A 19,480-nucleotide genomic window follows, 5' to 3' on the forward strand; every position below is an offset into this window, starting at 1 on the left:
CGCCCGCCGCGAGCGCGGCCGGGTCGTCGCGCGCGGACCGGCCGCGTTCCGGTCGCGCCGGGCCGCACCGCCCGCCGCCGGAGGGCGCTGGACGCTCGTCGCCGCGCGCCGGGAGCTCGCGGGCGGGATCCCGACCGCGACCGAGTGGAGCGCGGCGACGGCGCAGCAGCTCCTCGTCCGCTACGGCCTCGTCACCCGCGGCGCCGCCGCGGCGGAGTCCTTGCCCGGCGGGTTCAGCGCGGTCTACGACGTGCTCCGCCACCTCGAGGAGAGCGGCCGGATCCGGCGCGGCTACTTCGTCGGCGGCGTGGGCGCGATGCAGTTCGCCCAGCCGGGCGTGCTCGACCTGCTGCGCTCCCTGCGCGAGCCGCCGGAGACGCCGGAGGTCGTGACGCTCGCCGCGACGGACCCCGCGAACCCGTACGGCGCGCTGCTCGACTGGCCCGCGGTGCAGGGCGCCCCGGAGGGGAAGCGGCCCGCGCGCGCGGTCGGCGCCTACGTGGTGCTCGTGGACGGCGAGCTCGCGGCCTACGTGGCGCGCGGAGCGCGCCAGCTCTTCGCGTGGCTCCCGGAGTTCGAGCCGGAGCGCTCGCACGCCGGCGCCGCCATCGCGGCGGCGCTCACCGAGCTCGTCCGCGCCCTGCACGGCAAGGCCGAGGCGGCGCTCGTCGTGGAGATCGACGGCGGTCCCGCAGCGGCGCACCCGCTCGCGGGGTATCTCCAGGCGGCCGGGTTCGTGCCCACCGCGGCGGGGCTCCAGCTCACGCGCCGGGCGGCCGCGGCGGCGCTCTCGGCGGGGAGCGAGCTGCCGTAGCGGAGCGAGGCGCGCGTGCCAGAGGGCGACACCATCCACCGCGCGGCTTCGAACCTCCACCGGGCGCTCGCGGGCGAGACCGTGGTCCGCTTCGAGACGGTGCTGCCCCCGCTCGCGCGCGTCGACGCGGATCGCCCCATCGCCGGTCGCACCGTCGAGGGCGTGAGCGCCCGGGGGAAGCACCTCCTCGTCCGCTTCTCCGGGGACCTCTGGCTGCGCAGCCACCTCCGCATGAACGGGAGCTGGCACCTGTACCGCCCCGGCGAGCGCTGGCGGCGCCCGCGGGACGCCATGCGCGTCCTCGTGGAGACCCGCCCCTGGCTCGCGGTGGGCTTCGACCTGCCCGTGGCGGAGCTCCTCGACGCGAGAGGCCTCGCGCGGCAGCCGGACCTCGCCCGGCTCGGGCCCGACCTGCTCGCCCCGGACTTCGACGCCGCCGAGGCGGAGCGCCGGCTGCGCGCGCGGCCGGCGCGCGAGGTCGGCGAGGCGCTGCTCGATCAGGGTGCGCTCGCGGGCGTGGGCAACGAGCTCAAGTCGGAGATCCTGTTCCTCGCCGGCGTGGACCCCTACCGGACGGTCGCCTCGCTCTCCGCCGCCGAGCTGGCCGCGCTGGTCACGGTCGCCCGCCGGGTCCTCCTCGAGGCGGTGGCGCCGTACGGCGCGAGCGCCCCCACCTGGCTCGGCGGCCGGCGCACGACGGGCCGGTCGAACCCCGACGAGCGGCTCTTCGTCTACGGCCGCGCGGGCGAGCCGTGCCGCCGCTGCGGAGCTGCCATCCGGCTCGGTCGCCAGGGCCCCGGCGCCCGCGTGACCTATCACTGCCCGCGCTGCCAGCCGGCGCCGGGCGGGGGTTAGCGGACGGCGCGTGGGAGCGCGCGGCCTCGCGATGGCGCGGTCGGGCGGCCCGCTCTGAGGTATCTTCCGCTCTCTTCTCGGGAGGGTGACATGGCGGGGCAGGACGTCTTCGATCTGGCGAGGCACGTGGCGGCGAGCGCGGCGACGGCGAGGCTGCCGCGGGCGGGGGGCAAGCGGTTCGAGACCGTCTTCCGCCACGGCTCGCTGCAGGTCGAGATCTTCGCGCCGCGCGGCCGCGACACGCAGCGGCCTCACGACCGCGACGAGGTCTACGTCGTCCTCCGCGGCGCCGGCGCCTTCGTGAACGGCACCCAGCGCTTCGCGTTCCGCGCGGGGGACGTGCTCTTCGCCGCCGCCGGCGAGGTCCACTGGTTCGAGGACTTCAGCGAGGATTTCTTCACCTGGGTGCTGTTCTACGGCCCCGAGGGCGGCGAGAAGGCCGCGGCCGCTCCCCCGCCGGCGGGCGGCGCCGCGAAGTAGCAGGAGGCTGCGGCGCCCGCCCAGGGCGTCGGTCGCGACGCGCTGCGCCGCGGCGGGCGACGCGGTAGAAGAAGGCCATGTCGATCCTGGAGTGGCTCGGGCTCGTCCCCCGTGAGGAGCCGGCGCGCGACGCCGGCGTGGTCCATCGCGTCGCCCGTGCCCTCGAGGCGCTCCCGGCGGAGCGCGCGGAGCACCTCGCGCTGTTCGCGTTCCTCCTCGCCCGCGTGGCCAACGTGGATCTCGACGTCCACTCGGCCGAGACCGAGGCCATGGCGCGGATCGTCGAGACCGTCGGCCACCTCCCGAAGGACCAGGCCGCGCTCGTGGTCGAGATCGCGAAGGCGGAGCACCGCGCGAGCGGCGAGACGCAGAACTTCCTCGCGGCCCGGACGTTCCGGGACCAGGCGAGCGACGCCGAGCGGATGGATCTCGTGCACTGCCTCTTCGCGGTCGCCGCCTCGGACGGCGCCATCTCCGTCGCCGAGGAGGAGGCGATCCGCGGGATCTGCGGCGAGCTCCGGCTCACCGAGCGCGACTACGTCGACATCCGCAGCGCGTACTCCGAGCACCGGTCGGTGAACAAGCGGTGATCCCCTGGGAGACGGTGGACCGCGCCCGCGCCCCGGACGGCGCGGAGCTCGTCCTCTCCCGTCGTGGGGAGGAGTGGTCCGTCCGGGCCGCCGGCCGGGTGCTCATGACCAGCCGGACGCACGGCTCGGAGGAGGCGCTCGCCGCCGCGGCGCTCGCGCGGGTCCGCGCCCCGCGCGACGTGCTCGTCGGCGGGCTCGGCCTCGGGTTCACGCTCCGCGCCGCGCTCGACCGGCTCGCGCCCGGCGCGCGCGTGGTGGTGTCCGAGCTGGTCCCCGCGCTCGTCCGCTGGAACCGCGGCCCGGTCGCGCACCTCGCCGGGCGCCCGCTCGACGACCCGCGGGTCCACGTCGCGGAGGGCGACGTCCTCGAGCACCTCACCGCCGGCCGCGGCGCCTGGGACGCGATCCTGCTCGACGTGGACAACGGCCCCTCCGCGCTCGCGCATCCCGCGAACGACCGGCTGTACGGCGAGGCCGGGGTCCGCGCCTGCCGCGACGCGCTCCGCGCCGGCGGCGCGCTCGCGGTCTGGTCGGCCGGTCAGGATCCCCGCTACGTCGCGCGGCTCGGTCGGGCGGGGCTCGCGGCGGAGGCGATCGCCGCGCCAGCGCGCGGCGACGCCGGGGGCGTGCGGCACGTCGTGATCGTGGGCGTGCGCGGGTCCGCGGCGGGCGCGCTCGGCCGCCGCCGAGGGACGGTGTAGCCGGGCTCTTGCGGCGGGTCGGCTCAGCGGCCCTGCCCGGCCGGATCCTGGATGGCCGGCGGGGCGCTGCGGTCGAGCTCCTGATCCTCGAACGACACCGAGTCCTCGATCGGCTCGAGGTGCGTCGTCACCGTGAGGTTCGGGATGGCGGCGCGGAGATCGCGCTCGATCTCCTCGAGCAGCGCGTGCCCGCGCTGCACGGTCCACGCGCCCGGCACGAGGACGTGCACCGAGACGAACCGGCGCGACCCGGCCTGGCGCGTCCGGAGCGCGTGGAACTGCAAGTGCTCGGCCGCGTGGCGCGCGAGGACCTCCTCGAGCGCGCGCCGCTCGGCGGCGGCGAGGCCCGTGTCGAGGAGGCCGAGCGCGGAGCGGCGGACGAGGGTCACCCCCGTCCAGACGATGTTGAGCGCGACCGCGATGGCGACGAGCGGGTCGAGTCGTGTCCAGCCGGTGATCCCGACCGCCCCGATGCCGACGAGCACGCCGGCGCTCGTCCACACGTCCGTCATGAGGTGGTGGCCGTCGGCCTCGAGCGCGATGGAGTGGCGACCCTTGCCGGTGCGGATGAGCACCCGCGCCACGGCGAGGTTCACGAGCGAGGCGCCGACCGAGACCGCGAGGCCCAGCCCGAGCCGCTCGAGCGCGCGCGGGTGGACGAGCCGATGGGCGGCGGTCCAGATGATCCCGCCCGCCGCCACGAGGATGAGCGCGCCCTCGAGCCCGCTCGCGAAGTACTCCGCCTTGCCGTGGCCGTACGCGTGGTCCTCGTCCGGCGGCCGCGCCGCGATGGTCACCATCACGAGCGTCATCACGGCCGCGGCGAGGTTGACGATCGACTCGAGCGCGTCGGAGAGGAGGCCGACGGAGCCGGTCATGCGCCAGGCGAGCGTCTTCAGCGCGATGGTCGCGATCGCCGCGCCGATGGAGAGCCAGGCGAAGCGCGCGAGCGAGGATGGGGCGGACCGGGTCATGGCGGCGCGGGCGCGCCGCGAGGCGGCGCCCGCACCCCTTCTGCCCGACCTGCCTCCGCTCCGCAAGCGGCACGGAGCCGCGCTGCGCCGGCCGCCGGGAGCGCGGGCGCTCCCTCCCGCCTCGCCCCCCGCTCACGCGCGGTTCAGGAAGACGGGCAGCCCCCGCTTGTTCGCGTAGATCGGCCGCAGCCGGTCGGTGTTGTACATCGACGCCACGTCCACCTTGCGGGGCCCGAGCTTCGGATCCGGGATGGGCATGAGGTCGTACTTGCCGTCGACGATCGCCGACATGAGCCCGCTCTTCCCCTCGAGCAGCGCGTCGAAGGCCATCGTGCCGAAGGTGTTCGCGACGAGCTTGTCGACGAAGTCGGGATCGCCCGAGCGGAGATCGTAGGTGAGGTCCGAGACGATCGTCTCCTCGCCGGCTCGCGCCTTGATCGCGTCGGAGAGCGACTCGGCGACGCTCGCCTTCTTGCGGTGGCCGAAGGCGTCGGGCTCCCCGTACTCCTGGACCTTGTAGCCCTCCCACTCGGCGCCCTCGGAGAGGACGACGAGCGCGTAGCTCGAGGGGTTCTGGCGCTTGTCCGTCACGAGCAGGTCGACGATGTGCTCGAGCTTCGGCTTGTGCTCCGGGATGATGCAGCGGATCGAGGTGACGTACGCCGTGTAGAAGGCGGTGAAGCCCGCGTCGCGGCCGAAGATGCGGAAGATGCCGATCCGCTCGTGCGAGCCGACGGTCGTCCGCTGCCGCTCGATGGCCGAGATCGCGCGCGTGATCGCCGTCGAGAAGCCGACGCAGTACTCGGTGTTCCGCACGTCGTTGTCCATCGTCTTCGGGATGGCGATCACCTTCGCGCCGAGCTCGTGCAGCCGCGCGGCGTAGGAGAGGGTGTCGTCGCCGCCGATGGGCAAGAGGTAGTCGAGCTTCAGGCCCTCGAGGTTCGCGAGCACCGCGCTCGAGACGTCGTGAGTCGTCGAGGTCTGGCCCTGCTTCGTCGTCTGCGCGGTCGGGAAGGTGCGGCCGGCGAGGTGGGGCGGGAGCTGCTTCATCCGCGCGGGGTTCGTCCGGCTCGAGTGCAGGAACGTCCCGCCGGTCCGGTCGATGGTGCGGGTGTTCTCGCGGGTGAGCGGCAGCACGTAGCGGCCGCGGCTCGCCGGATCGTCGAGGTTCAGGTGGGTGAGCCCTTCCCACCCGCGCCGGATGCCGACGACCTCCATCTGGTGGTCCGCGGCCCGGTAGACGACGCTCTTGATGACGGAGTTCAGGCCGGGGACGTCGCCCCCACCCGTGAGGATGCCGACGCGCATGCGTGCCATGCGGGTAATCCTAGGCGCACTTCGCCCGGAGCGCCGCTAAGAACCGGCAGTCGGCCCCCCGCGGAGGTCCCCCGTGCCGTTCCTGCGCTCGGCGTTCGTCTACCTCGCCGCTGCCGTCGTCGTGGTGCCGCTCGCGGCGCGTGTCGGCCTGGGCTCCGTCCTCGGCTACCTGGTCGCCGGGGCGATCGTGGGGCCGCAGGGGCTCGCCCTCTCGGGCGACGCCGAGGGCGTGCTCCGCGTCGCGGAGCTGGGCGTCGTGCTCCTCCTCTTCCTCGTGGGCCTGGAGCTCGACCCCCGCCGCCTCGTCGAGCTGCGCCGGGACGTGTTCGGCCGCGGCGCGCTCCAGGTCGCGGTGACCTCGCTCGCCATCGCCGGGGTGGCGCTCGCCCTCGGGGTGCCGTGGCGAACTGCCGCGGTCGCCGGGCTGGGTCTCTCGCTCTCCTCCACCGCGCTCGTGGTGCAGCTCCTCGGGGAGCGGAACGAGCTCGGGACGCGGCACGGCCAGCTGGCGTTCGCCATCCTGCTCTTCCAGGACCTCGCGGTGATCCCGCTGCTCGCGCTCCTCCCCGCGCTCGGCGCGCGCACGCCCGCGGCGGCGCCCGCGTGGCTCACGGTCGCGAAGGCGGTGGCGGTCGTCGGCGGCGTGGTGGTCGCGAGCCGCCTCGTGGCGCGCCCGGTGTTCCGGTTCGTGGCGTCGCTCAGGAACCCCGAGCTCTTCACCGCGACCGCGCTCCTCCTCGTCGCGGGTACCGCGCTCGCCGTCTCGGCCGCCGGGCTGTCCATGGCGCTCGGCGCCTTCCTCGCCGGCGTGCTGCTCGCCACCTCCGAGTACCGCCACGAGCTCGAGGCGGACGTCGCGCCGTTCAAGGGGCTCCTGCTCGGGCTCTTCTTCCTCGCGGTCGGCATGACCGCCGATCTGCGAGTGCTCGCCCTGCGCCCGCTCGCGGTCGCCGGCGTCGTCCTCGGCCTGGTCGCCCTGAAGGCGCTCGTGGCCTTCGCCGTCGGCCGGAGGGCCCTCGGGAGCGCGGAGCCCGCGCTCGCGCTCGGTCTCCTCCTCTCGCAGGGGGGCGAGTTCGCCTTCGTGCTCTTCCGGCTGGCCGCGGCCGACGGCGTCATGGACCCGGGAGTCGCCGCGCTCCTCGTCGTGGCGGTCACGCTCTCGATGGCGACGACGCCCGTGCTCTTCGCGCTGCACGCGCTCGTCGGGAGGCGCCTCCTGCGGCGCGGCCCGGCGCGCGAGTTCGACGTCGTGCCCCCCGGCGATCCCTGCGTGGTGATCGCAGGATTCGGGCGGGTGGGGCAGGTGGTCGGCCGCGTCCTCGCCGCGAAGCGAATCACCTTCACCGCCATCGACGCCAGCCCCGAGCACATCGACTTCATCCGGCGCTTCGGCAACAAGGTCTTCTACGGCGACGTCTCGCGCCTCGACCTCCTGCGCTCGGCGCGGGTCGAGCGGGCGCGCCTGTTCGTCCTGGCCATCGACGACGTGGACGCGTCGGTGCGCACGGCGGAGGTGGTGCGCGAGCACTTCCCGCAGGTGGCGATCCTCGCGCGCGCCCGCAACCGGCAGCACGCGTACCGGCTGCGCCGCCTCGGCATCCGGCGCATCGTGCGCGAGACGCTCCACTCCTCGCTCGTCATGACCTCGGACGTGCTCGAAGCGCTGGGGGTGGATTACGCCGAGGCGCGGAGCGCCGTCGAGCGCTTCCGTGAGCACGACGAGGCGCAGTTCGAGGCCTCCTGGCAGCACCAGGACGACCTCGACAAGCTCACCGACATCGCGCGGCGCGGCCGCGAGGAGCTGGAGCGATTGTTCGAGGAGGACGCGCGCCAGCGCCCGGCCTAGCTACGCCGGCACCACGTACCACTGCCCCTTCGCGCCCTGCTCCAGCTTCAGGAGCCCTTCCTTCTCCATCGCCTCGAGGAGGCGGCTGAAGGACGAGAAGCCGTGGTCGCGCTCGTCGAAGTCCGGCTCGCGACGCACGATGGCGGCCTTGATCGCGGAGGGGTTCACCGGTCCGCTCGCGCGGGCGAGCATCGCCGCGGCCGCCTCGCGGGCGACGACCGGGATCGCCTTCTCCTTCACCGGCCGGTCCTTCTCCTTCGGCTCCGCGGCGCGCCGCTTCCCGCCGGGACGCAGGTAGATGAACTCGTCGCAGGCCTTCACGAACAGCGGGCTCGTCGACTCGCGCACCGCCATCCCGATCACCACGCGGTCGTTCTCGCGCAGCTTGTAGGCGAGCGGGCAGAAGTCGGAGTCGCCGGAGGCGATGACGAAGGTGTCGATGTGCTCGCGCAGGTAGGCGAGCTCGAGGGCGTCGATGACGAGCCGCATGTCGGCGCCGTTCTTCCCGGCGCGGGTCGAGGGCGGCACGTCGACGAGCTCGACGCCCTTGTCGTGGAGCCGCTGCGTCGCGTCGGAGAACCGGGTCCAGTCCGCGTAGGCGCGGCGGAAGACGACCTTGCCCTTCTCGAGGAGCGTGTCGAGCGCCGGCTGGAGGTCGAACGTCTCCGCCGAGAGGCCGGTGCGGGTGACGAGGTTCTCGAAGTCGATGAACAGGGCGATGCGCTGATCGTGGCTGGTGTCGCGCTTCATTCGGTCTCCCGGGCCCGGACGTGGGCCCGCGCGCGCACCCTGTCAGGGAAGAGGCCCCGGCGCAAGCGAATGGCGGCTCGAGCGGGCTCCATGCGGGCTTCGCGGGCGGCGCGCACGCTGAGCGTAATCGGGAGGCCACCCACGCGCTCGGCGGCCTGTGACGCGCCGCCGGCGCGCAGGGCTTGCCGTGGACCGGCCGGGGCCGGAGGATGCCGCCCATGGACGACCTCCTCCGGCCCGACACCCTCGCCCTCCACGCGGACGCCGCCGTCGAGCCCACCGCCGACATCGCGCCGCCCATCCACGTCTCGACGACCTTCGCGGCGGACAACGACGCCGGGCTCGTCTACGCACGCAACGATCAGCCGACGCGGCGGCGGCTCGAGGCGGTGCTCGGCGCGCTCGACGGCGGACACGCGGTGACGTTCGCCTCCGGGCAGGCGGCCGCCACGGCGGCGCTCCTGCACCTGCGGCCGCGTCGCGTGGCGATCGCGACGGGCGGCTACCACGGGACGCACGCGGCCATCGACGCGCTCGCGCCGTTCGGCGTGGAGAAGGTCGCCCTCGAGGCCGACCTCGGCGCGGGGGACGTGGTGTGGCTCGAGACCCCGAAGAACCCGACCTGCGAGCTGCAGGACATCGCCGCGCACGTCGCGCGCGCGCGACCGGCCGGAGCGCGCGTCGTCGTCGACGGCACGTTCGCGACCCCCGTGCTGCAGGCGCCGCTCGCGCTCGGCGCGGACCTCGTCTACCACTCGATGACGAAGTTCCTCGCCGGCCACTCCGACGCGCTCGGCGGCGTCCTGGTCGCCCGCGATCCCGCCCTGGCGGACGGGCTCCGCGCGACCCGCACCGTCACGGGCGGCGTCCCCGGCGCGCTCGAGACCTGGCTCGTCCTGCGCGGGGTCCGCACGCTCGGCCTGCGCGTGCGGCAGCAGACCGCGACCGCGACCCGGCTCGCGGCGTTCCTCGAGCCGCGCGTCGCGCGCGTGTGGCACCCGTCGCTCCCCTCGCACCCGGGTCACGCCCTGGCGAAGCGGCAGATGCGCGGGCCGGGCCCGATCCTGTCCATCGAGCTCGCGACGGAGGCCGCCGCGAGGGAGCTCCCGGGGGCCCTGCGCCTCTTCCGCGACGCGACGTCCCTCGGCGGGGTGGAGTCGCTCATCGAGTGGCGACGCAAGCAGGATCCGCACGCGCCGCCGGCGCTCCTGCGGCTCGCGGTCGGGATCGAGGATCCCGAGGATCTCGAGCGCGATCTCGCCCGAGGGCTCGCGGCGATCGGCGGGCGCTCTAGCCCCCGGCCGTGACGGCGGGCGGCCTCACGCCCCGTGACAGTGTCCCGACATCGACGGACTCGCATCCGTCCCCCTGCGACATCACCGTCCGAGCGGGCAGGCGTCCGTCCGGGCGCCGCGTCTCCAGGGGGAAGAAAGTATGCTCGCCTACCGTCACACCGCTCGAAGGCTCGCCGTCCTCACGTTCGCCGCCGTCTCGCTCGCCGCCTGCAGCGGCGAGAAGAGCCCCGCTGCAGGCCCGCACCTGGCCGGGATCCAGGTCCAGCCGGCCAGCGCCGGGGTGGTCTCCGTCCTGGTCGGGGAGTCCGTGCGACTCACCGCGGTGGGGACGTACTCCGACGGCACGACGCGCGACGTCACGGCAGAGGTCGTGTGGAGCTCGGCGGCCCCCGAGATCGTCGCCGTCTCGAACGCGGCGGCCGACGCGGGGCTGGCGACGAGCGCGTCCGTCGGGACGAGCGAGGTCAGCGCCACCGAGCCGATGAGCGGGGTCACGGGGAGGGTGACGGTGGAGGTCGTCCCGCCGATCGTGTCGCTCGCCGTGTCGCCCATCGATCCGACGCTGCTCGTGGGCACCACGCTGCAGCTCCAGGCGGACGGCACGCTCGTGGACGACACGACGGCCGACGTCACCGCGACGGTCATCTGGACGACGTCGGACGCCGCCATCGCGACGGTGTCTCCGGGCGGGCTCGTCACCGCGGTCTTGGTCGGGACCGCCACGATCACCGCCGTGGAGCCGGTCTCCGGCGCGACGGCGAGCATCACCGTGGAGGTGACGACGCTGCCGGCGGCGCTCTCCTACCTCGGCCTCTCCCGCGGGTCGGTCATCGGCGGCGGCCCGGTGCAGGTCGTCGGCACCGTCGCGCTGACCTCGCCGGCGACGGAGGACGTCATCGTCACGCTGACGAGCAGCAACGCCGCCGTCGGGGTCCCCGAGACCGTGACCGTGCCGGCCGGCGCGCAGAACGCGACCTTCGCCGTGACGACGTCCGCGGTGACCCGCAGGACCAAGGTGACCCTCACCGCCACGGACGGGACGAGCACCAAGACCGCGTCGCTGAATTTGCGCGTGGCGAAGTAGCGCCCGCGCGCCTTCCGCGGCGTCCCGGCTACCCGCTGCCCGCCCACCGGCTCCCTGGCCGGTGGCGCGGGCTGCGCCGTTCTCCGCGCGCGCAGGCGAGCTGCTTCTCGACGCTCGCGCGGAACGCGCGGACGAGCGGCTCGAAGCGCGCGGGAGCGCCCTCGAGCGCGCCCAGGGCGAACGCGACCGCCTCCGCGGTGGAGAGGTGCTCGGGCCCTGGCTCGCGGCGCAGGCCGCCGTAGCCGCTCGGCCGCGCCGGCACGATCCCGACCCGCGGCAGCGCCGCGAGCGTGGGCGTCGCCCGGATCATCTTCACCGCCTGAGGCCACGTCCCGTCGACGGCGAAGAGCACGGGGGGCGGCGCGCCGGCGAGCGCCTCGGCGGGCACGGCGCCGTCGCCGGGGAAGAGCAGCGCCGCCCCCGGCGTCGCCGCCGCCGCGCGAACGGCGGGGTGATCCTCGAACGCGACGCCGCGGTGGAGCTCGCAGTTCTCGAGCGCGAGCCGGGTGAGCCAGGCGCTGCAGATCGCGAGGCGCGCCTCGCGAGGATGCTGGAGCAGCACGACGCGCGTCCGCGACGGGATCACCGGGAGGTCCGCGCAGGCGCAGAGCTCCGTGGGGCGCAGGCAGCGGCGGCAGGTCGGGCGCATGGGAGAGCGCGGGAGGAAAGCACGGCGCCGGGCGCGCGTCGAGCGGCCCCGGGGCCCGCCAGGAACGCGCCGCCCGTGCGCCCCGGTTGGCGTACCATGCGCGCCATGCCCGCTCGCCCCGCCCGCCTGCTGCTCGCGGCGTTCTCTCCGGAGCTCGCCGGCCTCGACGCCGCGCCGCCCGAGGGCTGGGCGGTCGCCTGCACCGGCGTCGGCGCCCTCGCGGCGGCCGTGGAGACCGCGCGGCTCCTCGCCCTTCACGCGCCGGAGCGCGTCCTGTTCGTCGGGACCTGCGGCGCGTACGACGCGCGGCTCGCGCCGGGCGAGCTCATCGCGGCGTCGGAGGCCATCGCGACCTCGCTCGACGAGCGGGCCGGCCGCGCCTATCGCCCCGCGCTCGAGCGCACCCGCTGGCCCGCCACCTTCACGCTGCCGCTCCCCGCGCACCGCGTGGCCGTCCCGCCCGCGATCACGCTCACGGAGGAGGGCGCGCGCGCGCTCGCGGAGGTGGCCGCCGCGGAGCACCTCGAGCTCACGGGCGTCTTCGCCGCGTGCGCCGCGGCGAACGTGCCTGCGGCCGCGGCGCTCGCCGTCGCGAACCGGGTCGGCCCCGGGGCGCACGTGGAGTGGAAGGCCAACCACGCCGCCGCGAGCCGGGCGCTCGTCGCGGCGCTGCGCGAGCGCGGCGTGTTCGGCGCCGAGGAGCTCCTCGAATGAGCAAGACCCCGTCGACCCCCGCCACCCGGCTCCTGCGCCAGCAGAAGGTCCCGTACACCGAGCACGTCTACCGCTACGAGGAGCACGGCGGCACGGCGGTGTCCTCGCGGGAGCTGGGCGTCCCGGAGCACGCCGTGGTGAAGACGCTCGTCATGGAGGACGAGACCGGCGCCCCGCTCGTCGTGCTCATGCACGGCGACCGCGAGGTCTCGACGAAGGCGCTCGCCCGTCAGCTCGGGAAGAAGACGGTGCAGATCTGCAAGCCGGACGTCGCCCAGCGCCACAGCGGCTATCTCGTCGGCGGCACGAGCCCGTTCGGAACGCGCAAGGCGATGCCGGTGCACGTCGAGCGGACCATTCTCGAGCTGCCGAAGCTCTACGTGAACGGCGGCTCGCGCGGCTTCCTCGTCGGGATCGCGCCCGCCGACCTCGTGCGCGTCCTCTCCCCCGTCCCCGTGGACGTCGCCATCGAGCAGTAGAGGCGTGTAATGAGCCGGTAGAGCCACGAGCGAGGTCGGGGTCGAGGTCGGGGTCAGATCCCTCCGCTACCTTGCCGCCCCCATGCCGAAAGACGCTCCCGCCCGCTACATCGCCTTCTCCGACGGCTCCTCCCTCTCGAACCCCGGCGGCCCGGGCGGCACGGGCTTCGTCGTCGTCGACCGCGTCCGGCCCGCGCTCCGCTTCGGCGCGACGCGCTGGGTGCAGGACGGCACGTACGCGGTCACGAACAACCGGATGGAGCTGCGCGCCGTCCTCGAGGCGCTCCAGGGGCTGCCCGCGGGCGAGTCGGTCGAGGTCGTCTCGGACTCGCGCTACGTGGTGGACGCGCTCTCGAAGTGGATCCACGGCTGGCGCAAGAAGGGCTGGAAGACCGCCGCCGGCGAGCCGGTGCTGAACCGCGACCTCATCGAGGCGCTCGACGCGCGCGGCCGGGAGCTCTCCGTCCGCTACGCCTGGGTCCGGGGCCACGACGGGCACGCGGTGAACGAGGTCGTCGACGCGCTCGCCCAGTCGGCGGCGCGGGGTGTCCCCGGGCCGACGGAGGCGAGCGTGGTCGAGGCGCTTCGCGCGGCCGCCGTCATCCGCTGAGCGCCGCAGTCACCAGGAGGCGAGCCGGCACTCCTCGCACGCCTGCATGAAGTGGCCGTACGGGGCGAGGCAGCGCAGGCAGGTGCGGCGGCCGCAGAGCGCGCACGACCGGGCATCCCGGGGCCGGAGCCGCTCGCCGCAGGAGGCGCAGCGCTCGAGGTCTTCCTCCGACGGGGGGCGTGGCGATGGTGCGGCGGGATCCACGCCGGGAACGTCGCACCTCCGCCGCTCCGTGGCACGCCCCCGGGAGGGAGGGGTCGCCTGCCACGCGGTCCGGGCGCCGGGCGGGGCCGTGGTACCCTGCGCGCCCATTCCATTCCGGCACCGGAGGCCACCCATGAGCGATCTCCTCAGCGACCTCGAGCCCAGGCTCCTCTGGCGGTACTTCCTCGAGCTCTCCCGGATCCCGCGCGGCTCGAAGCACGAGGCGCAGGCGGCCCGCTGGGTCGCCGACCAGGGCCGCGCGCTCGGCTGCGAGGTCCTGACCGACGCGCTCGGGAACGTCCTCATCCGCAAGCCGGGCACGAAGGGCCGCGAGGACCGCCCGGGCGTGTGCCTCCAGGGCCACGTCGACATGGTCTGCGAGAAGAACGAGGGCACCCCCCACGACTTCGCGAAGGACCCCATCCCCGTGTACCGCGACGGCGAGGTGGTGCGCGCCCGCGGCACGACGCTCGGCGCCGACAACGGCATCGGCGTCGCGGCGGGCCTCGCGGTGCTCGCGAGCCAGGACGTCCGCCACGGCCCGGTCGAGGTGCTCGTCACGATCGACGAGGAGACGGGGCTCACCGGGGCGAAGGGCGTCGCGCCGGGCTGGTTCCGCTCGCCCTACCTCCTGAACCTCGACAGCGAGGAGGAGGGGGAGCTCACCATCGGCTGCGCCGGCGGCGTGGACACGGTCGCGACCCGCAAGGTCGCCCTCTCGGCGCCCGCCCCGGGCACCCTGCCGCTCCGGATCAAGCTCTCGGGCCTGAAGGGCGGCCACTCCGGCGTGGACATCGCCGCGGGTCGCGGCAACTCCATCCGCATCCTGGCCCAGGTGCTCGACGCGCTCGTGGAGCGGCACGGGATCGCGCTCGCGACGGTGAGCGGCGGGAACAAGCGGAACGCCATCCCGCGCGAGGCCTCGGCGATGGTGCGCGTGGACGCGGGGCGCGAGGCCGCGCTGCGGGAGGACGTGGCGCGCCTCGCGCGCGAGTGGCGCGCCGCGCTCGGCGCGTTCGACCCGAACCTCGCGATCGACGTGGAGCCGGGCGAGGCCGATCGCGTGATGTCGCCCGGCGACGCGCGCGCCGTCCTCGGGCTCCTCCTCGCCGGGCCGCACGGCGTCGAGGCGATGAGCCCGGCCATCCCCGGCCTCGTCCAGACCTCGACGAACCTCGGGCTCGTCCAGACGCAGGACGGGACGGTGCTCGTGACCTTCCTCACCCGCAGCGCCATCGACGCCTCGCGCCAGGCGCTGGCCGCGCGCATCGCGGCGGCGTGCGCGCTCGCCGGCTTCGAGGCGAGCCAGGAGGGCGGCTACCCGGGGTGGAAGCCGGAGCCCGGGTCCTCGCTCGTGAAGCTCGTGGACCGGGTGCACGCGGAGGTGTTCGGGAAGCCGATGATCGTGAAGGCGATCCACGCCGGGCTCGAGTGCGGCCTCATCGGCGAGAAGTACCCGGGCGTCGAGATGGCCTCGATCGGCCCCGACATCAAGGACGCGCACACGCCCGACGAGCACGCGCGCATCGCCTCGGTGGCGGCGTTCTGGAGGCTGCTCGTGGCCGTGCTCGAGCGCGTCTGAGCGCCCGGGGCGCGACGGCGTGAGCCGCTCGCGCGGTGACCAGGGGGCGCGCGCGTCGGGCGGCCGGGCGGCCCCCGCGTCGCCCTCGCCTCGAGTCGCGTGCGCGCGCGGCGGCGGGTTCCCAGCTTTCGCTGGGGGTCTCGATGCGCCGCGGCCGCAAGCGCCTCCTCGTGGCGCTCGCCATCCTGTTCGTCGTGCTGGTCGGCGCTCGCGCGGCGCTCGACCCGCTCGTCACCTGGCGGACGCGCAAGGTGCTCGCGGGGATGGAGGGGATGCGCGGGCGCTTCCAGGACGTGGACGTGAGCGTCCACGACCTGTCCTACGCCATCCGCGGCCTGCGCATCGAGAAGCTCGCGCCGGGCGGCTCGGCGCTCCCGTACTTCCAGGTCGAGCGCGCGAGCTTCGGCCTCTACTTCAAGGAGCTCGTCCGCGGACACGTCGTCGCCGCCGTCGAGCTCGAGAAGCCCAAGCTCACGCTCGTGAGCGCCAAGGAGCAGCCGAGGAAGCAGGGCGCCGCGGAGGCGCCGCAGGTCGGCCACGGGATCGAGGCGCTCGCGCCGTTCCGGCTCGATCGCCTCCAGGTGAAGGACGGGGAGCTCCGCTGGGTGGACGAGCGCGAGCCGGAGCGGCCGGAGCTCTGGGTGCACCGGATCGAGGGGACGCTCGAGAACTTCGCGACGCGGAAGGCGCTCGCCAAGAACGAGCCGACGGTGCTCGCCGCGCGCGGCGTGCTGCAGCGCTCGGGCGCCGTCTCGCTCTTCGCGACCGCAGACCCGCTCGCGAAGAAGCTCACGTTCGCCGGGCAGGGCCGGCTCGAGCGCCTGCAGCTCGTCGAGCTCGCCTCGATCGTCGGCGCGAAGGCGGGGATCGCGCCCGACAAGGGCGAGCTCGACATGTCGCTCCGCTTCCGCGCCGAGGGTGGGAAGATCTCGGGCGGCGTCCGCCCCATCCTGAAGGACGCCGGGACGAGGCCGGCGAAGCCGGGGCTCGGGCCGAAGCTGAAGTCGCTCCTCGCCGACGTGACGCTCAGCATCTTCAAGGACGACGTCCCCGGCCGCGAGGCGGTCGCCACGACGATCCCGATCCAGGGGACCGTCGACGATCCGGAGGCGCAGGCCGTCCCGACCATCCTGGGGATCGTGCGGAACGCGTTCGTCCGCGGCCTCGAGGACGGCCTCTCCGGCCTGCCGCCGCCCGAGGCGAAGAGGCCCGAGAACGTCGTCGAGCAGGCGAGGCGCGCGCTGTCGCCCAGGCGGGAGGCGCAGCCGCGCGCCCAGCCGACGGGGGAGAAGTGATCCGGCGGCGGACGCTCGTGGTCGCCGTCGCGCTCGCGGCCGCGGCGTGCCGCCATCCGCAGCACCCCACCTCGCCGGCGGGCGGCGAGTCGCCCCGGCCCGAGGCGCCGGACCGCGCCGGGGAGAAGGGCGTCCCGCCGAAGGCCGGGCGGCCGCGCATCCCGGCGGGCCCCGAGGCGCTCCTCGCCCCCGGCGCGGTGAAGGACATCCAGGGCGCCCTCGCGGATCGCGGCCTCCTCGGGGAGCACCGCGCGGGAGAGCTCGACGCGCCGACCTCGCGCGCGCTTCGCAAGTTCCAGGAATCGCAGGACCTCGCCGCGACCGGCTTCCCGGACCGCGAGACCCTGCAGCGGCTGGGGGTCGACCCCGACCGCGCCTACGGGCGCGAGGGGGGCGGGAAGGGGGACTGAACGCCCGGTCCGCCGGGGCAGCCATCCTCGCCCGGGCGAGCTCGCCGGATCCGAGCCCGGCTCCCGCGCGGGCCCACGCGCCGGCGGGCGGCAGGCCCGGCGGACACGCGCGCGCCTCCGCGGTAGATTCGGCGCGGGCAAGCCCCGGAGGCGGTCATCGAGCTCTTCCTCGATCGCGGAAACCCCCTGCACTGGCTCGCCGTGGCGGTGCTCCTCGTCTCGGGCCTCGCGTGCGCCTGGCTCGGGGTCCGGGACGGATTCCTGCGCAGGTCGATGCGCACGAGCGCGGGGACGCTGACGGGGGGCCGGGCCATGGCCGCGGGCGCGCTCTACGTCGCGACCGGCCTCGCCGGCGTGTGGGGCGGCGTGGAGTTCCTGCTCCGAGCGCGGTGAAAGCGCACGTCCCCGCTTCGGCCGAACACATCGAGGACGCCGCCGGCGAGCGGGCCACGCTGCTAGCGTGCTCGGAGCAGCGCGGAGGTGAACATGGCCCTGTTGCCGACCGCCCCGGAGCCGGACTGCTGGCAGCTCGAGGGGGAGGACGACGCGTCGACGCCGCCGACCGTCGCCCGGGTGCTGAACACCGTGGGAACCCGCCGCGAGTGGCGACGCGCCGGGTTCCCGGTGCTCTTCGACGAGGCCGGGGAGGTGAGGCACGTCCAGCGCTGCGGGCGGACGTACCGCTTCCGCCGCGTGGACGACGAGCACGCGGCTCGCCTGCCGCACTGCCAGCCGCTCTGATCCGGCCTGCTCGCTCAGTAGACCGCGAGCAGCTCGACCTCGAACACGAGCGTCGCGTCGGGCGGGATCGCCGGCGGCGCTCCGCGCGCCCCGTAGGCGAGGTCCGGGGGCAGCGTGAGCTTTCGCTTGCCGCCGACGCGCATCCCCGCGACGCCGCGGTCCCAGCCCTCGATCACCTCTCCGGCGCCGAGCCGGAACGAGAACGGATCGCCGCCGACGGACGAGTCGAACTGCTTCCCGTCGGTGAGCCAGCCCGTGTAGTGCACCTCGACCGTCTTGCCCCGCACCGCCTCCGGGCCCTTCCCCTTCACGACGTCCTCGATCTTCGGCTTGGCCATGCGTGTACTCCTCGCGCTCGGGTGGTCGGGGCACCATCCTAGACGACAGCTCGTGATACGCGATCACCTCAGGTGACGCGAAACGTAATCGGCCGTCGTCGCGCAGGCCGGTCGTCAATTCCCGGGATCGGAGCCCGGCTCGTCCGCCTCCTCCTCCTCCACGTCCGGGCCGGGCGGCAGCTTCTCGAGCCGGTCCCGCACGAGGGTCTGGTGCTTCTGCTCCTCGGCGCGCAGCTCCTCGAAGAGCGCCCGCACGTCCGGATCCTTCACGTAGGGCAGCGCGGAGGAGAAGAAGTCGAACGCCTTCTTCTCGGACGAGAGCGCGACCTCCAGCGCCTGGCGGGCGGACATGAACACGCGCGGCTGGCCGGGGTCGGGGGCCTCGACGTCGTAGAGCTGCTCGCGCGAGACGCGCCGCGGGGCGTCGCCGAACCTCGCGCGGCGCCGCTCGGCGAGCTCCGTGCCGTGGCGCTTCTCGTAGGAGGCCATGAGCATGAACATGTCGGAGGCGTCGCCGGCGTAGCGGCCGCCCACGATCCGGGTGAACTCCTGGTAACGATCGCGCGCCTCCTCCTCGATCAGGATCGCGAGATCGAGGGCGTCCTGCAGGTTCAGCTTGGCGAAGTCGATCGCGGCGTCGTTCATGGTTCCTCCAGGCGTGGGCGCCTGCGCTGCGCGGGTCGAGGGAGCCCAGCAGACCTAACGCTGCACATCGCCGAGCGATGCACCGCCCTGGGTCTCCGTGTGGGGGCTTCTCGCCCCGGCGGCTGGAGCGCAGCGTTGCCGTGGCCCGCCCGGGAGCCGGACGTGCGGGCGAGGCGGTTCCCGAGCTTGCCCGGCCCACAGGCCCTCAGGATGTCCACGCCGCATCGCCCCTCGGCGCTCGAGCCGGCCGCGCCCCCGGCCATCGACGAGGCGCTCGTCGGCGGGAAGCTCGTCCCCCTGATGGAGCGGCTCGTCCGGCTCGGGTGGTTCTCGTTCGAGGTGGAGGGAGCGGAGCACCTCCCGCGGAGCGGCCGGCTCGTCCTCGCGCCCAACCACGCGGGCTGGTTCGCGCTCGACGCGTTCTTCCTCGCGCTGGCGGTGCGCCGCGTCCTCGGGCGCGAGGCGAGCCCGTACTTCGCCGCGGCCGACGCGGCGCTGGCCGCGCCGCTCCTCGGGCCGTTCCTGCGGCGCCTCGGCGCGCTGCCGGCGTCGTCCTTCCGGCGTCCCGAGCGCCTCCCGCCGGAGATCCGCACGGTCGGCGTGTTCCCGGAGGGCGTCGAGGGGAACACGAAGCCCTTCTGGGAGGCCTACCGGATGCGGCCGTGGAACCGCGGGTTCGTCCGCGTCGCCGCGGCCCTGGACGCGCCCATCGTCCCCGTCGCGATCCTCGGGGGCGAGGAGAGCCTGCCGGTGGCCTGGACGGTGCGCTTCCTCGAGCCGCTCATCGGCTCCTCCATCGGGCTGCCGGTGTTCGCCCTCCCGTTGCCGGCGCGCTGGAAGGTGGTGTTCCACCCGCCCGTCGAGGTCGGCGCGCGCGGGCGCGACGCGCTCGTCGACTCCGAGTACAGCAGCGCCGTCGCGCGCGAGGTGCAGCGCACGGTGCAGGCGACCCTCGACCACGCCGCGGCGCACCGGACGCTCGCGCAGGTCGCCTCGCTCGTCGCGCTCGTGCGCGGAGCGCGCCACGCCGAGGCGGAGGAGGCCGCCGGGCCGCCCACCCCGCCGCGCGGCGCGGCGCGCGAGCGGCGCGCCTCGCCCCCGGCGACG

The 19,480-nt window shown here is 75.0% G+C and carries 23 protein-coding genes and 1 pseudogene; 17 read left to right on the top strand and 7 right to left on the bottom strand.

All coding sequences use genetic code 11. The features are described 5' to 3' along the window. From MNZ39_RS17970 to MNZ39_RS17990, 5 genes and pseudogenes are all read left to right on the top strand, one after another. Positions 1-814, top strand: a pseudogene (locus MNZ39_RS17970) (DEAD/DEAH box helicase); the annotation flags it as partial. A 15-nt stretch (positions 815-829) separates the two neighbouring features. After that, positions 830-1,669 (top strand): Fpg/Nei family DNA glycosylase, encoded by an 840-nt coding sequence (locus MNZ39_RS17975; RefSeq protein ID WP_242340459.1) that lies wholly within the window; start codon positions 830-832, stop codon positions 1,667-1,669. A 90-nt stretch (positions 1,670-1,759) separates the two neighbouring features. Beyond that, a complete protein-coding gene (locus tag MNZ39_RS17980) occupies positions 1,760-2,149 on the top strand; it encodes a cupin domain-containing protein (RefSeq protein WP_242340460.1) in 390 nt (129 codons plus the stop codon). Between the two features lie 77 nt (positions 2,150-2,226). Continuing rightward, positions 2,227-2,739 (top strand): TerB family tellurite resistance protein, encoded by a 513-nt coding sequence (locus MNZ39_RS17985; protein ID WP_242340461.1) that lies wholly within the window; start codon positions 2,227-2,229, stop codon positions 2,737-2,739. Then, on the top strand, positions 2,736-3,440 hold the full coding sequence (locus MNZ39_RS17990) for a spermidine synthase (protein WP_242340462.1): 705 nt from the start codon (positions 2,736-2,738) through the stop codon (positions 3,438-3,440). The genes MNZ39_RS17985 and MNZ39_RS17990 overlap by 4 nt, the downstream gene beginning before the upstream one ends. A 23-nt stretch (positions 3,441-3,463) precedes the next feature. Here MNZ39_RS17990 and MNZ39_RS17995 read toward each other — a convergent pair whose 3' ends face one another. Further along, entirely contained in the window at positions 3,464-4,414 is a 951-nt protein-coding gene (locus MNZ39_RS17995) for a cation diffusion facilitator family transporter (RefSeq protein WP_242340463.1), read from the bottom strand. 132 nt (positions 4,415-4,546) lie between these two features. Further along, a complete protein-coding gene (locus tag MNZ39_RS18000) occupies positions 4,547-5,731 on the bottom strand; it encodes a 6-phosphofructokinase (protein WP_242340464.1) in 1,185 nt (394 codons plus the stop codon). Between the two features lie 73 nt (positions 5,732-5,804). Here MNZ39_RS18000 and MNZ39_RS18005 point away from each other — a divergent pair, with 73 nt between their 5' ends. Continuing rightward, positions 5,805-7,577, top strand: coding sequence for a monovalent cation:proton antiporter-2 (CPA2) family protein (locus MNZ39_RS18005; protein WP_242340465.1), 1,773 nt, complete (start codon positions 5,805-5,807; stop codon positions 7,575-7,577). Here the strand turns inward: MNZ39_RS18005 and MNZ39_RS18010 are convergent, their stop codons facing one another. Further along, positions 7,578-8,327, bottom strand: coding sequence for an NYN domain-containing protein (locus MNZ39_RS18010; RefSeq protein WP_242340466.1), 750 nt, complete (start codon positions 8,325-8,327; stop codon positions 7,578-7,580). It abuts the gene before it with no gap. 218 nt (positions 8,328-8,545) lie between these two features. On the opposite strand from MNZ39_RS18010, the gene MNZ39_RS18015 reads away from it, so the two are divergent. Continuing rightward, positions 8,546-9,634, top strand: a complete 1,089-nt coding sequence (locus tag MNZ39_RS18015; protein WP_242340467.1) for a PLP-dependent aspartate aminotransferase family protein — start codon at positions 8,546-8,548, stop codon at positions 9,632-9,634. 127 nt (positions 9,635-9,761) lie between these two features. After that, entirely contained in the window at positions 9,762-10,706 is a 945-nt protein-coding gene (locus MNZ39_RS18020) for an Ig-like domain-containing protein (protein ID WP_242340468.1), read from the top strand. Between the two features lie 28 nt (positions 10,707-10,734). On the opposite strand, the gene MNZ39_RS18025 is transcribed toward MNZ39_RS18020, so the two are convergent. Next, a complete protein-coding gene (locus MNZ39_RS18025) occupies positions 10,735-11,355 on the bottom strand; it encodes a tRNA-uridine aminocarboxypropyltransferase (RefSeq protein WP_242340469.1) in 621 nt (206 codons plus the stop codon). Between the two features lie 105 nt (positions 11,356-11,460). On the opposite strand from MNZ39_RS18025, the gene MNZ39_RS18030 reads away from it, so the two are divergent. From MNZ39_RS18030 to MNZ39_RS18040, 3 genes are all read left to right on the top strand, one after another. Continuing rightward, a complete protein-coding gene (locus tag MNZ39_RS18030) occupies positions 11,461-12,069 on the top strand; it encodes a phosphorylase (protein WP_242340470.1) in 609 nt (202 codons plus the stop codon). Beyond that, positions 12,066-12,548 (top strand): Cys-tRNA(Pro) deacylase, encoded by a 483-nt coding sequence (gene ybaK, locus MNZ39_RS18035; protein ID WP_242340471.1) that lies wholly within the window; start codon positions 12,066-12,068, stop codon positions 12,546-12,548. The genes MNZ39_RS18030 and ybaK overlap by 4 nt, the downstream gene beginning before the upstream one ends. A gap of 82 nt (positions 12,549-12,630) precedes the next feature. Beyond that, positions 12,631-13,158, top strand: a complete 528-nt coding sequence (locus tag MNZ39_RS18040; RefSeq protein WP_242340472.1) for a ribonuclease H — start codon at positions 12,631-12,633, stop codon at positions 13,156-13,158. Positions 13,159-13,167: 9 nt separating this feature from the next. Here the strand turns inward: MNZ39_RS18040 and MNZ39_RS18045 are convergent, their stop codons facing one another. Continuing rightward, positions 13,168-13,362, bottom strand: coding sequence for a hypothetical protein (locus tag MNZ39_RS18045; protein ID WP_242340473.1), 195 nt, complete (start codon positions 13,360-13,362; stop codon positions 13,168-13,170). A gap of 133 nt (positions 13,363-13,495) precedes the next feature. Between MNZ39_RS18045 and MNZ39_RS18050 the strand changes: the two genes are divergently transcribed. The 5 genes from MNZ39_RS18050 (at position 13,496) to MNZ39_RS18070 (ending at position 17,390) form a co-directional block, all read left to right on the top strand. Further along, positions 13,496-14,944 (top strand): aminoacyl-histidine dipeptidase, encoded by a 1,449-nt coding sequence (locus tag MNZ39_RS18050; RefSeq protein ID WP_242340474.1) that lies wholly within the window; start codon positions 13,496-13,498, stop codon positions 14,942-14,944. Between the two features lie 143 nt (positions 14,945-15,087). Beyond that, positions 15,088-16,239, top strand: a complete 1,152-nt coding sequence (locus MNZ39_RS18055; RefSeq protein WP_242340475.1) for a DUF748 domain-containing protein — start codon at positions 15,088-15,090, stop codon at positions 16,237-16,239. After that, positions 16,236-16,649 carry a peptidoglycan-binding domain-containing protein gene (locus MNZ39_RS25030; RefSeq protein ID WP_242340476.1) on the top strand — a complete coding sequence of 138 codons (414 nt, stop codon included), beginning with the start codon at positions 16,236-16,238 and terminating at the stop codon, positions 16,647-16,649. Before MNZ39_RS18055 ends, MNZ39_RS25030 begins: the two co-directional genes overlap by 4 nt. 201 nt (positions 16,650-16,850) lie before the next feature. Then, a complete protein-coding gene (locus MNZ39_RS18065) occupies positions 16,851-17,042 on the top strand; it encodes a hypothetical protein (protein WP_242340477.1) in 192 nt (63 codons plus the stop codon). 93 nt (positions 17,043-17,135) lie between these two features. Then, positions 17,136-17,390, top strand: coding sequence for a hypothetical protein (locus tag MNZ39_RS18070; RefSeq protein WP_242340478.1), 255 nt, complete (start codon positions 17,136-17,138; stop codon positions 17,388-17,390). A 14-nt stretch (positions 17,391-17,404) separates the two neighbouring features. On the opposite strand, the gene MNZ39_RS18075 is transcribed toward MNZ39_RS18070, so the two are convergent. Both MNZ39_RS18075 and MNZ39_RS18080 read right to left on the bottom strand, forming a co-directional pair. Next, positions 17,405-17,728 carry an FKBP-type peptidyl-prolyl cis-trans isomerase gene (locus MNZ39_RS18075; RefSeq protein ID WP_242340479.1) on the bottom strand — a complete coding sequence of 108 codons (324 nt, stop codon included), beginning with the start codon at positions 17,726-17,728 and terminating at the stop codon, positions 17,405-17,407. A gap of 114 nt (positions 17,729-17,842) precedes the next feature. Beyond that, complete coding sequence (locus MNZ39_RS18080) at positions 17,843-18,373, bottom strand: ferritin family protein (protein ID WP_242340480.1); 531 nt, start codon at positions 18,371-18,373, stop codon at positions 17,843-17,845. Positions 18,374-18,583: 210 nt separating this feature from the next. Between MNZ39_RS18080 and MNZ39_RS18085 the strand changes: the two genes are divergently transcribed. Beyond that, positions 18,584-19,480, top strand: an 897-nt coding sequence (locus tag MNZ39_RS18085; RefSeq protein ID WP_242340481.1) for a 1-acyl-sn-glycerol-3-phosphate acyltransferase, incomplete at its 3' end; no start/stop codon positions are given.

Source organism: Anaeromyxobacter sp. SG66 (genome assembly GCF_022690805.1).
Taxonomy (GTDB): domain Bacteria; phylum Myxococcota; class Myxococcia; order Myxococcales; family Anaeromyxobacteraceae; genus Anaeromyxobacter; species Anaeromyxobacter soli.